At 41.3% G+C, this 12,664-nt stretch carries 11 protein-coding genes, 5 tRNA genes and 1 pseudogene; 11 read left to right on the top strand and 6 right to left on the bottom strand.

The features are described from left to right. Window positions 1-17 precede the first annotated feature (17 nt). The 4 genes from HKX40_RS04190 to HKX40_RS10840 all read right to left on the bottom strand — a co-directional run bounded on the left by HKX40_RS04190 (window position 18) and on the right by HKX40_RS10840 (window position 2,565). A complete protein-coding gene (locus HKX40_RS04190) occupies window positions 18-1,379 on the bottom strand; it encodes a dihydrolipoyl dehydrogenase family protein (protein WP_171588306.1) in 1,362 nt (453 codons plus the stop codon). Further along, entirely contained in the window at window positions 1,366-1,794 is a 429-nt protein-coding gene (locus tag HKX40_RS04195; protein ID WP_171588307.1) for an RrF2 family transcriptional regulator, read from the bottom strand. The genes HKX40_RS04190 and HKX40_RS04195 overlap by 14 nt, the downstream gene beginning before the upstream one ends. A gap of 73 nt (window positions 1,795-1,867) precedes the next feature. Next, window positions 1,868-2,137 (bottom strand): acyl-CoA dehydrogenase family protein, encoded by a 270-nt coding sequence (locus HKX40_RS10595; protein WP_216605159.1) that lies wholly within the window; start codon window positions 2,135-2,137, stop codon window positions 1,868-1,870. Continuing rightward, window positions 2,125-2,565 (bottom strand): acyl-CoA dehydrogenase family protein, encoded by a 441-nt coding sequence (locus HKX40_RS10840; protein ID WP_343042974.1) that lies wholly within the window; start codon window positions 2,563-2,565, stop codon window positions 2,125-2,127. Before HKX40_RS10840 ends, HKX40_RS10595 begins: the two co-directional genes overlap by 13 nt. Window positions 2,566-2,763: 198 nt before the next feature. On the opposite strand from HKX40_RS10840, the pseudogene HKX40_RS04205 reads away from it, so the two are divergent. Continuing rightward, window positions 2,764-3,141 (top strand): annotated as a pseudogene (locus HKX40_RS04205) (acyl-CoA thioesterase); the annotation flags it as partial. A gap of 102 nt (window positions 3,142-3,243) precedes the next feature. Here the strand turns inward: HKX40_RS04205 and HKX40_RS04210 are convergent. Together HKX40_RS04210 and HKX40_RS04215 are read right to left on the bottom strand one after the other, a co-directional pair. Continuing rightward, window positions 3,244-5,055 carry a cation:proton antiporter gene (locus tag HKX40_RS04210; RefSeq protein ID WP_171588308.1) on the bottom strand — a complete coding sequence of 604 codons (1,812 nt, stop codon included), beginning with the start codon at window positions 5,053-5,055 and terminating at the stop codon, window positions 3,244-3,246. Between the two features lie 193 nt (window positions 5,056-5,248). Further along, window positions 5,249-5,683, bottom strand: coding sequence for a type III secretion system chaperone family protein (locus HKX40_RS04215; RefSeq protein WP_171588309.1), 435 nt, complete (start codon window positions 5,681-5,683; stop codon window positions 5,249-5,251). 253 nt (window positions 5,684-5,936) lie between these two features. Between HKX40_RS04215 and miaB the strand changes: the two genes are divergently transcribed. From miaB to HKX40_RS04265, 10 genes are all read left to right on the top strand, one after another. After that, a complete protein-coding gene (gene miaB / locus HKX40_RS04220) occupies window positions 5,937-7,361 on the top strand; it encodes a tRNA (N6-isopentenyl adenosine(37)-C2)-methylthiotransferase MiaB (RefSeq protein WP_171588310.1) in 1,425 nt (474 codons plus the stop codon). Window positions 7,362-7,481: 120 nt separating this feature from the next. Then, window positions 7,482-8,477, top strand: coding sequence for a PhoH family protein (locus HKX40_RS04225; protein ID WP_171588311.1), 996 nt, complete (start codon window positions 7,482-7,484; stop codon window positions 8,475-8,477). A 2-nt stretch (window positions 8,478-8,479) separates the two neighbouring features. After that, window positions 8,480-8,944, top strand: a complete 465-nt coding sequence (gene ybeY / locus HKX40_RS04230; protein WP_171588312.1) for an rRNA maturation RNase YbeY — start codon at window positions 8,480-8,482, stop codon at window positions 8,942-8,944. A gap of 132 nt (window positions 8,945-9,076) precedes the next feature. Beyond that, complete coding sequence (locus HKX40_RS04235) at window positions 9,077-9,967, top strand: CorC family transporter (protein WP_171588313.1); 891 nt, start codon at window positions 9,077-9,079, stop codon at window positions 9,965-9,967. Window positions 9,968-9,972: 5 nt separating this feature from the next. Beyond that, on the top strand, window positions 9,973-11,631 hold the full coding sequence (lnt, locus tag HKX40_RS04240; RefSeq protein WP_171588314.1) for an apolipoprotein N-acyltransferase: 1,659 nt from the start codon (window positions 9,973-9,975) through the stop codon (window positions 11,629-11,631). A 199-nt stretch (window positions 11,632-11,830) separates the two neighbouring features. Then, a tRNA-Ala gene (locus HKX40_RS04245) sits at window positions 11,831-11,906 on the top strand. A 59-nt stretch (window positions 11,907-11,965) separates the two neighbouring features. Further along, window positions 11,966-12,041, top strand: a tRNA-Glu gene (locus HKX40_RS04250). A 110-nt stretch (window positions 12,042-12,151) separates the two neighbouring features. Next, window positions 12,152-12,228 (top strand) — tRNA-Asp (locus HKX40_RS04255). 16 nt (window positions 12,229-12,244) lie between these two features. Further along, window positions 12,245-12,320 (top strand) — tRNA-Glu (locus HKX40_RS04260). Between the two features lie 89 nt (window positions 12,321-12,409). Next, window positions 12,410-12,486: transfer RNA gene (locus HKX40_RS04265), tRNA-Asp, on the top strand. Window positions 12,487-12,664 lie beyond the last annotated feature (178 nt).

Below are 12,664 nucleotides of genomic sequence, written 5' to 3' on the forward strand. Positions count from 1 at the left end.
TCGAACAATATTTCTAGTTATCCTAGAAAATCATTCATACTCTCTAAGTAAATAGGATGGGTATAAATAAAATCCCTAAGCTCAGGCAAAGTAAGTTTTTGTTTAATAGCTAAGGTAAAGAAATTAATATTTTCATGAGCCTCATAGTTAAATACTTGTGCTCCAATTAGGATCTGATTTTCATCAAAGAGCAGCTTGGTAAAACCCTCTGTTTTAGCAATCAGATGAGCTTTAGGAACAGCAGCACTTAAGCCTTTCTTCACCGTATAGCCAATCCCTTTAGCTACTGCTGTTTTTTCGTTTTCACCGACTCGTGCATAAGGAGGATCAATAAAAGTAGTAGTGGCAAACAATCCTCTATTATTCATAGTACGAGAGCCACCCTCTTCTAGGAGTTGCGGCAACACAATACGACTGTCATCTAAGGAAATGTAAGTAAAGAATGCTCCCCCTTTGACATCCCCCACAGCAAAAACATTGGGAACATCAGTACGCAAATATTCATCCACAAGAATCTCTCCTTGCTTACCGAGACGAATTTTTGTATTTTCTAACCCCAAACTGTGAGTATTAGGGACTCGCCCAGCAGAGACTAATACCTTATCGTAGACCCGCTCACCTATGGTCCCATTAGATAAGTATTTCACCAACACATTATTACCTTGATCAATAAATTCTTGTACAGTAGTATTAAAGTGGAAAGTGATACCTTTCGCCTCCAATACCTTTCTGATTTCCTCTTGAACATCAGCATCCTCACTAGGCAAAAATTCATCATTAAACTGAAATACATCCACCTGTGAACCAAAGTTAGCAAAATAACTAGCAAATTCCAGACCAATAAACCCTGCCCCAACAACAAGCAAGCGTCGAGGTAATGCTTCAACATCAAGCATACCTTGTGAATCCATCACATGAGAAGAGTCAGCCCCCTTAATGGGAAGTTCTCGAGATTGGGAACCCGTATTAATCACAATATATTCTGCTGTCAATACTTCATCATTAACCTGAATTTCCTTGTCAGAAATAAACTTCCCTTCGCCTGTATAAACATCTACATTTGGATTGTCATTGAGTAACCCAAAATTCTTTTGGTTAAGTTTAGCTATCACTGCCTTCTTGCGCGCCATGGCTAAAGCATAACCTTGCTGGTTAAAGTCGGCATCTCTTGTAACGCCCAATTCTCCAATCTCATGGATTAACCCTGCACTGTGCACTAATGACTTAGTAGGTAAGCACCCAACATTAATACAAGTGCCTCCATACATCTTAGCGTCTTTTTCAATAATGGCTACTTTTTTACCTTTTGAGGCATACTTTCCAGCTAAAGTCTTACCTGCTTTACCCCAGCCTAATACAATCAAATCATAATGTTTCATGGTTTTCTCTTTTTAAAATAGTCGTTTCTACTTCTTTTAAGGAAATCTTCTTTAAAAGATTGTAAATATCAATATTAATAATTGAAATCAAGCCTCGAATATATCCTTGTATGCCCGCTGAAATCTGACAACAAGCATTTTCATCCCCGGTGTACCAGTTATTGTGAATAAGTTCATAGTGCAAAGTTTGAGCAACATCCGCAAGACTAATCGCCTCTAAAGACGTAGCCAACACATACCCCCCGCTATGACCTCGCTTAGTTTTCACAATACCACTATCTACAAAACACTTCATCACTGCCCGAACTCTAACAGGATTAACACAAATATTTTCTGCTAACTGTTCGCTGTTCAGGGCAGTGTTGCAGTGTCCCAAATACACTAAGGCATGAATAGCAATAAGAAACTCAGACATTTTGTAATAAAAAAAATTACGATTGAAAGTATTATACTCTCATTTTTTTATTTGTAAAGTTTTTGTTTACTATTTACCTCCCTACCAATTCCCGTGCTACTATTTCTTTCATAATTTCATTTGTTCCGCCATAAATCTTTTGTACTCTGGCATCAGTATAGAACCGTGAAATAGGATATTCTGTCATATATCCATACCCTCCAAAAAGTTGGAGTAGCATATCAATAACTTCACACTGTATATCCGTGGTGAAACACTTAAGTGCTGCTACCTTTGGTATTGTCAAGTTACCCGTAGCGTAATCTTGCAAACACTCCTGAACAAATGCTGTTACTGCCAACACCTTGCATTGTGCCTGCCCCAAAACAAATTAGAAATAAAGGTTTTAGCACCATTGATAACATATTCATCACCATCAAGCACGGCTTGTGTCCGCATAGACTGTAAATCAGAGCCTGCGTCCGCCTCTGTCATTGCAATGGCAGAAACAACCTCTCCCGATACCATTTTAGGTAGCCAATACTGTTTTTGCATTTCTGAACCGATATGCTGGATATATGGAGAAACTAGCTCACTCTGTCCTCCCATTCCTACAGCTAGGGCGGAAAAACCCGCCTTGGCTGTTTCTTGCACAATACGTAAGGAATACTCTATCGGAGCAGCATACCCTCCGTAGACATCAGGCACATCCACACATAAAAAACCGTTTTCACCCAATACGTTCCAAAACGTTCGAGGTATGAGTTTTTGTTTCTCCCATTCCTCGTCAATAGCAACTAGCTACCAAGTACCTGAAATCGGCTTTGAACATCATGCTGCTCTACCAGAAGGACTTCTCACTCCAGAGGAATTACCTAGCGAAGCAGAATTTGCAAGACAACACCAACATCTGTTGCCAAAGTCAGTTGTTAAACGGCATACCATTGATGGAGATGCTATCGAAATTCGTGCAGCACACCTAAACGCCTACTTAAGGGAGGAGATTTCCCTGCTAAAACATATTGCTGGTTTAAAGCTACCGGTGAAATTCCTATTGATAATGTTTTGTTGCATAAAGCTGCTCTTGCCTATGCAAGTGATTTTTACCTCATTTTTACCAGCTTATTGCCTCACCAACAAAGTGGCTTTGATCCACAACTACAAATGGCAAGCCTAGATCATTCTATTTGGTTTCACCGTCCTATCAATCTCAATGAGTGGAATGTCTATGTTTTAGAGTCTCCTAATGCATACGGTGGACGAGGCCTTAACTTAGGGAAAGTCTACAACCAACAAGGAGAGCTACTCACCAGCACAATTCAAGAGAGCCTTATTCGTAATACCTCACGCTTTAGCAATAACAAATAAGCCCCTCGCCCTTAATCACACCATATTTTAAAAGCAGATTGATTAATATACCAATCTGCTCTTTTTTCTTCAAAATTACGAAAGCCAAGATAAAAATCAAGGCTAATTCTCTTCTTGTAATGGCTCTACCAAAGAAAGCAACTTCACTTCTTGCAGGTCTTTTGACTTAGTTTGTTGTGTAATAATATGCAGATTATTCTTTTTATCTATTGTCAACATGGGAATAGCCTGTGGGTTATCCGCCAAGAACTGCTCATAAGTATAGTTGTCTGTCAAATTAGTGGTCTTGATGCGTGCATTTCTTGATAACATACTCGCCAGCCGACTATAGGTAACAGTATCGCCAAACAACAAACGTGATGAAAATTGGTGCTGCTTTTGATTGCGTTCAGAAGCATTTTGCTCTGCCGACAGCTGTAGTCGATAAATATGTTGCGAGCCAAACTCATGTTTATAATAAAGCTCACTCAACGTATTCAATTCTTTGTCAACACTCATAGCAAAAAGATGCCCAATACCAATCAAGTCAAGATTTCTTTCTGCATCTTCAGAAACAGGATTTCCATAGTAAGTACGAATCCCTGCCATACGTATTTTTGATAAATTGGTATAGTGACTATCGGCCACCACAACATCAAACCCTTCTTTATTCAAACTCTCAGCAACCGCCAATGCCACCGGATTGGAACCAATGATTAACACTCCATTATTCACAGGCTCACGTACGCCCAATAAACTACCAACTAATTTTGCCCCCATACCCTGAATCAACACTGTACCGATAATAATCAAAAATACTAAAGGTACTAGTTTGTCATAACCCTCAATATGGTAACTCTGTAATTTGATAGCAAATAAAGAAGAAATCGCAGCAGCCACAATCCCTCTAGGCCCAATCCAACTAATCATCAATTTTTCATTGAGTGTCAGAATAGAGTTATGTGCACAAATAAAAACAGCAAGTGGACGAGCAATTAGCATAACAACTAGCAACACCAACACTCCCCCAGCACCAACTCCCATAAGGGCGTTTAAATCCACTCTCGCAGCCAATACAATGAATAATACTGAAATAAGCAAAATGGTTAGTGACTCATTAAACTCCAAAATATGGTCTCGAGGAAACTTAGGCCAATTGGCAAGTGCCACCCCAAGAATGGTCACGGTAAGCAGGCCAGACTCATGCTCAATAGCATTGGATAAGGTAAAAAGCAACAATACATAGGCTAGGGTAAAGACATTTCTCAGGTAATCCGGCATCCAATGACGAATAATCAAATTGGCCAGTACAAAAGCTCCAATTAATCCAAGTACGCTTGCTGTCAACACAATTTTACCAAACAGCAGCATTGAACTATCTTCACCACCTGTGATAATGTACTGATAAATCAATACCACTGCAATGGCACCAATAGGATCAATAATGATACCTTCCCAGCGCAACACGTTACGAATAGCTTTATTGGGACGAACACTTTTGAGTAAAGGAGCAATAACAGTAGGACCAGTCACGCACACCAATGCTCCCAGCAATAAGGAAATCTGGACACTTAAATTCATCATCCAGTGTGCAGCTGCTGCTATTACAACAATCGTAATAAGTGGACCAATCGTAACAAGACGATTGACTACACTACCGTGTTGCTTAATTTCGTGAAATTGAAGTGTAAGCGAGCCTTCAAATAGGATAATAGCAACACCTAGAGAAATAAAAGGGAATAATAAATCACCAAGCAACTTGTCTGGTTGCAAAATACCTGACACCGGTCCGATTAGCAGCCCCAATATCAAGAGAAACAGAATAGATGGTTGCTTGAGGTACCATGCTAGCCACTGCGCAGCAATCCCCAGTGCCAAGATGAATGCTAACAACAGTGCGGGCGTTGCATTCAGATAAGCGATAAGTTGTTCCATATATCCCCTTTCCATGAAATAACGTAACGCTTATTGTAATCTACTTAATCACATAATTCAGATAAAAAGGTTAGGAAATCACTCCTAACCTTTGGGTGTCGCCTACTGTAAATTACATAGGCAATAATAAGCCAAACCTTGGCAAAATCTCCATCTCTGTCACAACAGAGATAAATGTTAACCGTCTCAAAGACTATTTGCCCCAAACAGCATTCATCAAGTTTTTGTAGGACTCGTTAAGATGATTAATCACTAAATCAAACATGGCATAAACAAGCTCACCTTCGATCTTGTCACCCGGAGTTACCAAGCACAAATCAAGAACAATAGCATTATTATCATCTAGATAATATTTAAACACCTTAAATTGCTTATTAAAGTCGTTTAATAAAGCACGTACTTTCTCTGCATGTTGTTCATCTTCAACCTTAGGAGCAATTAAAATGCGAATCATCGCATACACAGAATCATCTAATACGACGATGGTTGGTAATTGATTACCACCAATATCCAAATGAGAACGGAAAATCACAGAGTTTAACGCATCATCAGCCACCTCTTCTACTGCAAAAACACCGATTTTGGCATTATCTAGAAACTCTTTAAAACTTTCTGCTTTTTTATTCATTACGAATTCTCCTAAATCATAGACACGATGATAACCACATCATCAGTGTGTTCTATTATAAACCATTCAATACGTTCCTAAAAACACACCTCCCTTCCTTTGCTACTCAAACACACCACTCCTGCTATTAACTGCCATTAAATATACTTTTGTTAAAAAACAACAAGATAGAGGAAAAAATAATGTAAAAAAGGTAGAATACCTCTTTTCCAACTTTCTACCCTCGGGATAAAAACCCGCTACGGTATCTTTTATGCAAGAACTTTCCATCAAACGTGAAGGTGTGACTTCTACACCGCAAAATGCACCAATAACTGGTGAGAGCATTACTCTTCCTGCTGGTGCCAAAAAACTCTACATCAAAACTTTCGGCTGTCAGATGAATGAATACGACTCAGACAAAATGGCCGATTTACTTAATGCAGAACAAGGTCTAGAACTCACTGATAATCCTGAAGAAGCAGATGTCATTCTTCTTAATACTTGTTCTATCCGTGAAAAAGCACAGGAAAAAGTATTCTCTGACCTAGGTCGCATGAACCAACTGAAGAAAAAGAATCCTAATCTTTTAATTGGTGTTGGCGGCTGTGTCGCAAGCCAAGAAGGTGCCACTATTATTCAACGTGCTCCTTATGTAGATGTTGTGTTTGGTCCTCAGACCCTACACCGTTTGCCTCAATTAATTAATCAGAAAAAGGCTACTGGTCGCCCTCAAGTTGATGTCAGCTTTCCTGAGATTGAAAAGTTTGACGCACTTCCTCCTGCTCGTGTTGATGGACCAACTGCTTTTGTGTCTATTATGGAGGGGTGCAGTAAGTATTGTTCTTATTGTGTAGTGCCTTATACCCGCGGCGAAGAAATCTCCCGTCCTTTTGAAGATGTATTGATGGAGGTTGCTGACCTTGCCGATCAAGGTGTAAAAGAAGTCAATTTATTGGGGCAAAACGTCAATGCCTACCGTGGTGTAATGAAAGATACTGGCGAAATTGCCGACTTTGCCATGTTGCTTGAGTATGTCCATGAAATCCCAGGGATTGAACGCATCCGCTATACAACCTCTCACCCTAAAGAGATGACTAAACGTCTAATCGATGCACATGCGACTTTACCTAAACTAGTGCCATTCTTGCATCTACCTGTTCAAGCTGGTAGTGATCGCGTACTCGCTGCTATGAAGCGTGGCTATACTGCACTAGAATTCAAGTCCATTGCTCGTAAGTTGTATGCAGCTCGCCCTGGCTTAACTTTATCGTCTGACTTTATTGTGGGTTTCCCTGGTGAAACAGATGAGGATTTTGAGGCGACCATGAAATTGATTCAGGATTTAAATATTGATCACTCTTTCTCTTTCATTTACTCACGTCGCCCGGGCACTCCTGCTGCAGACTTACATGACGATACCCCTTATGATGTGAAGCTAAAACGCCTACAACGTCTGCAAGCACAGATTAATAAGCAGGCCAAAGCTATCAGCGAGAAAATGTTAGGTACAGTTCAGAAGGTTCTTGTTGAAGGTAAATCACGTCGCGATAGCCAAGAACTCATGGGACGTACGGAAAATAACCGTATTGTCAACTTCGAGGGTGGCGACCGTTTAATTGGTCAAATAGTCGATGTACGTATCACAGCGGTTTACACCAACTCTTTACGTGGAGAAGTCGTTTTAAAAGAAGACTAATCCTTTGGTCATCATCACTCTATGTTTTTGCTCATCCCTATGACATAACATAGAGTATGAATGCATTTAAAATGTGTTTCAGCGACGATATAGTATCGTCGCTCAGACACAACAAAGAATATGACAGCAAAACAAAAATCTCTCACACTAGATGGTGACAATACCCATCTTGCCAACTTCCTCGGTCCTTTGGATGAAAACTTGCGTCAAATTGCTATTGCCTGGGATGTACACATCGGTCGCAATGGTGCTCGCATCAATATCGAGGGAGTGCATGCACAAGAAGCAGCAAATACAATTGAGTTATTCTTTCACAGAGCCACACACCAACCACTTTCCATCGATGATATTCAACTTGGCTTAGTGGAGCTGAAAGCACAACACAAAACAGCCTCAGAGCCTGAAATTGCAGAAGAAGAGGACTTTAGTTCCCCATCTATTACCGATGAAAATACAGCGTTTCAGCTACGTGTACGTAAAAATGATTTACGCCCTCGTACGCCACGTCAACGCAGTTATCTACAAAATATTTTGCATACCGACATTACTTTTGGTGTTGGACCTGCAGGCACAGGAAAAACATGGCTAGCCGTAGCTTGTGCAATTGATGCCCTAGAGCGAGATAATGTACAGCGAATCATTTTGACACGCCCTGCGGTAGAGGCAGGTGAGCGACTCGGTTTCTTACCAGGAGATTTAGCCCAAAAAGTCGACCCTTACTTGCGTCCGCTTTATGATGCTTTATATGATTTGATGGGGTTTGAAAAGGTACAAAAACTTTTTGAAAAGCAAACCATTGAAATTGCTCCGTTAGCCTATATGCGCGGGCGCACACTAAACCATGCCTTTGTGATTCTCGATGAAGCACAGAATACCACTCCTGAGCAGATGAAAATGTTCCTCACCCGTATTGGTTTTGGTAGTAAGGCTGTCATCACAGGAGATCCTAGTCAAGTAGACTTACCCAAAGGCCAAAAAAGTGGGCTTATGCACTCCCTGCACATCCTAAAAGATGTACAAGGGATTAAAATCAATCGATTTACTAGTAAAGATGTTGTACGCCATCCTCTTGTGGCTCGCATTATTGATGCGTACGAGCAAGCGGAGAAAAAATAATTATGTTGCAATTCTCGGTTCAATATGCAGTAGAAGTGCCAGAGCTCTCTCGTCAGAAGCTACGTGCATGGGCGTTACAGGCGATTAAAGCTGCTCACGAAGAAGTAGAATTTGAGTTTGCTGAGCTCACTTGTCGCTTTGTCGATAAGCCCGAAGCCATTGAACTCAACAAAACCTATCGCCAAAAAGACTATGCTCCAAATGTATTAACATTTGAATATGGACTTGATGAACTACAAACTGTGCGGGGCGATATTATTATTTGTGTACCTATCCTACGCACCGAAGCACATGAACAACACAAAACTTTTGAACAACATGCAGCCCATCTACTTGTACATGGTGTACTACATTCACTAGGATACGACCATATCGAAGAAGAGGAGGCCCAGCATATGGAAGCATTAGAGACTCATATTCTAAAAAAGATAGGTTTTCCTAATCCCTATCAAGACAGAGAGTCATAAGAGCCAACCACTACCATTTATGGTGCATAATCGTCTCTTTTATCAGTATTTTCACTAAATTTTTGAAATTTTTACCCTTTTAACGGGAATTTTAGGTTATGCTTAAATTCCCTTTAACTCGACGTTATATCAATGTCATCAGAACCCTACCCGTCCACGGACGTTAAATCAAATAAATCAATTTCTCGACGAATCTCTGAAAAGGTGAAAGGCTTGTTTAGCCTACAGCATGAACCCGAAGATAGAGAGGATATTAACGAGATTCTCAACACTGCCCATGAGCGAGGCATTATTGATCAAGAAACACATCTAATGGTGTTAGGGGCGATTTCTTTTACTGAAAAAATCGCGAGCGACATCATGGTTTCTCGCTCCAAGATGGATTGTATTGATATTAATCAACCCATCCATGAGCTAGTTCCTTATATCATTGAGACAGCTCACTCTCGCTTTCCGGTATATGAAGAGGAGCGTGACAATATCATCGGCTTATTGCTCGCCAAGGATTTACTGCGTTATGTAGTTAACCCCAATCAAAATCTACGGGATTTGGTACGTCCAGCATATTTTGTTCCTGAAACCAAAACACTCAAAAGCCTGATGCAAGAGTTTCGCACGACACGCAACCATATCGCTATCGTTATTGACGAGTACGGTAGTATTACAGGTCTTGTGACCATGGAAGACATCCTAGAGCAAATTGTCGGCGAAATCGAAGATGAATACGATGAGGATGCAGAACAAACTATCTTCCCTGAGTCAGACTATAGCTGGCGTGTCATGGGAATAACACAAATTAAACATTTAAATGAGGCTCTTCATAGTCACTTACCCGAAGATGAATATGACACTCTAGGAGGCTGGTTAGCTGCCGAGCTTGACCAAATCCCCAAACGTGGCGATACTTATGCTTTTGAAGATTTAAAATTTAAAGTGTTGCGTGCAGATGAAAAGCGTGCCCAGTGGATTCATATTCGCCGAGTACCACTGACCACACCTACAGATGAGCAAACATCTCAATAATGACTATGCGTTGGCTGATTCTTTTACTCGCTGGGATAGTACACGCCCAGACGTTTTCCTCTGATTTATTTCCTGCAAGTTTGCTGGCTCCTATTCAACTATTGATGCTAGCAACCCTATTTGGGTATATTTTTGCTCAACCTCGCTATGCCATTCGCTATAGCTTTGCATTCTCTATCAGCCACTTCTGCTCCGGTATTTACTGGTTATTTATCAGCATGAATACCTATGGTGGATTATCAGCACCATTGGCAGCGGCAGCCGTATTTTTATTATCGTTTTATTTATCACTCTACCCTATGTTGGCAGGAGCTATTTTTCGCTACCTAAGCAAAAAGATCTCCTCTACAGACAGGGTGACAAAAGACTTTAACTCACCACTCTCTACCACAAATACAGGGACTTCACCATCCACCCCAAAAGCAGCAGCCACTGTGGGCAATGCTATCTTAATCGCCTCTGCTTGGGCACTCTGCGAATGGTTGAGAGGAACTGTGCTAACAGGTTTTCCTTGGCTAAATATTGCCTATGCCCATGTAGATGGACCTCTCAGTGGCTGGGCTTCACTATGGGGAGCCTATGGAGTGGCTTGGTTGGCAGCTTTCATTGCTGCACTACTAGTAGTAGGAGTTCTGCGTTTCTCCTGGCAAAAATGGATGCTGGTTGCTCTAATACTTATTGCTGGCCAACTAGTCAAGAGTTTCCCCTGGTCATCACCTATCGGGGATGCTTTACCTGTCCGCCTAGTACAAGGAAATATAGACCAGCATGAGAAATTTTCCCCTATCACTATGCTACCTAGCATAATGCGTAACTTTGAATTAGCTAACCAGCCTGCTAAGAACCCTTTTAATCCTCCCAAAGTAGTTATTTTTCCTGAGACAATTATCCCAACCTATCAGAATCAGCTACCACCTGAAATTTGGCAGCATATTATCGACCAAGCAAGAGTCCAGCAGGCAACATATTTTATTGGTAGTGCCTATGCAGAGGACTCTCTTAGTGGCGTTCCAATGATTACAAATAGTATTCTTGTCGTCGATGGCACCACTCCTATTGAAGCACTCTATCGTGGAGGTGTACCGCATTATGACAAACGCCATCTTGTCCCCTTTGGGGAATATATTCCTACAGGATTTCATTGGTTTGTCCATGCACTTGGTATTCCTCTAGGGGACTTTAACCTAGGCAATAGACTACAGGCTAATATACTCATTAATCAGCAAGCCCTCGCCCCCAATATTTGCTATGAGGACATTTTTGGTGAGGAGTTACTCAATGATCTCTTTCCAACTACTCTATCAACCTCTATGGGCATCCAACCCTACCCTGGTGCAACTATTCTCTTTAATGTCAGCAACCTGGGATGGTTTGGCAATAGCAGTGCATTAGGGCAGCATTTGCAAATGGCTCGTATGCGTGCTGTAGAAACTGCTCGCCCTATGCTTAGAGCAACCAATACTGGGGCAACAGCTTATATTAATGAAAAAGGGGATATTGTGGATAAACTGCCCTATCTGCAGGCTGGCGTATTGGATGTAGACATTCAAGGAATGACAGGACTAACTCCCTATGCACAAGCTAAGAATGCTCCATTTCTAATATTTGTTGTATTTACGCTAATTGTTGCAACAATACAACGCATTAGAAAACGTCGTCAATAACTTTTATCATTTCTCTGTGTAAGCTGATACACCCTTGCTGTTGAATAGGGATTTGTTGTTAAACCTCAGCTAATTAAAGTGCTTTTAGCATAAAAAGTAGCAAACTTCCAACATTTTGCAGTTTAAACGCTCTTGTTTTCCAATATCTTATTGACAAAATAATGACTAGACCGTAGTATTACCAATTCAAGCAAACCGTGGGGGTATAGCTCAGTTGGTAGAGCGCTTGCATGGCATGCAAGAGGTCAGCGGTTCGATCCCGCTTACCTCCACCAAATAGTATTTGATTTTTTAATAAATCATGTTATACTAGTCGTCTTGACAGTTAAGTCCTGTCCCCTTCGTCTAGAGGCCTAGGACACCACCCTTTCACGGTGGGTACAGGGGTTCGAATCCCCTAGGGGACGCCACTCTACTAACCAAGTGGCTAGCTTATCAAAAGCAGGATTAACAATGGAATTTACGGACTATGATTAATTAGTTATAGTCTACACATCAAAAGATGTACAGTTTATCGCGCGGAGCGGTAGTTCAGTTGGTTAGAATACCGGCCTGTCACGCCGGGGGTCGCGGGTTCGAGCCCCGTCCGCTCCGCCACAATTTATTTGACGAAGTCCCCTTCGTCTAGAGGCCTAGGACACCACCCTTTCACGGTGGGTACAGGGGTTCGAATCCCCTAGGGGACGCCACTACTAACCAGTGGTCAGCTAAGCAACTTGGTTTAGCACTACGCAGATAGTCATCATATTATTTGCGTTTTATATAAAGTTAACCGCGCGGAGCGGTAGTTCAGTTGGTTAGAATACCGGCCTGTCACGCCGGGGGTCGCGGGTTCGAGCCCCGTCCGCTCCGCCACTTATTACCAAAAACCACTACTATGTAGTGGTTTTTTTATGCTCATAGATATGTACTGGTACGGAAAATTTGGACAGTAAGGAGTCCAAAATATGACGATATCCGTATCTATAAAAAAACAAGCTTGCGAAAGGCTTTTGCATTTTCACCCAAAGAAGACGATAGCGAAGGAGTTAGG

Origin of the sequence: Pelistega europaea (assembly GCF_013133775.1) — a bacterium.
GTDB classification, from domain to species: domain Bacteria; phylum Pseudomonadota; class Gammaproteobacteria; order Burkholderiales; family Burkholderiaceae_B; genus Taylorella; species Taylorella europaea.

What these genes read in the sequence shown, in the direction of transcription:
- HKX40_RS04195 (WP_171588307.1), bottom strand. Translation starts at nt 1,794, where the DNA reads ATGTCTGAGTTTCTTATTGCTATTCATGCCTTAGTGTATTTGGGACAC.
- HKX40_RS04235 (WP_171588313.1), top strand. Translation starts at nt 9,077, where the DNA reads ATGTCATCAGAACCCTACCCGTCCACGGACGTTAAATCAAATAAATCA.
- HKX40_RS04215 (WP_171588309.1), bottom strand. Translation starts at nt 5,683, where the DNA reads ATGAATAAAAAAGCAGAAAGTTTTAAAGAGTTTCTAGATAATGCCAAA.
- lnt (WP_171588314.1), top strand. Translation starts at nt 9,973, where the DNA reads ATGCGTTGGCTGATTCTTTTACTCGCTGGGATAGTACACGCCCAGACG.
- ybeY (WP_171588312.1), top strand. Translation starts at nt 8,480, where the DNA reads ATGTTGCAATTCTCGGTTCAATATGCAGTAGAAGTGCCAGAGCTCTCT.
- miaB (WP_171588310.1), top strand. Translation starts at nt 5,937, where the DNA reads ATGCAAGAACTTTCCATCAAACGTGAAGGTGTGACTTCTACACCGCAA.
- HKX40_RS04225 (WP_171588311.1), top strand. Translation starts at nt 7,482, where the DNA reads ATGACAGCAAAACAAAAATCTCTCACACTAGATGGTGACAATACCCAT.
- HKX40_RS04190 (WP_171588306.1), bottom strand. Translation starts at nt 1,379, where the DNA reads ATGAAACATTATGATTTGATTGTATTAGGCTGGGGTAAAGCAGGTAAG.
- HKX40_RS04210 (WP_171588308.1), bottom strand. Translation starts at nt 5,055, where the DNA reads ATGGAACAACTTATCGCTTATCTGAATGCAACGCCCGCACTGTTGTTA.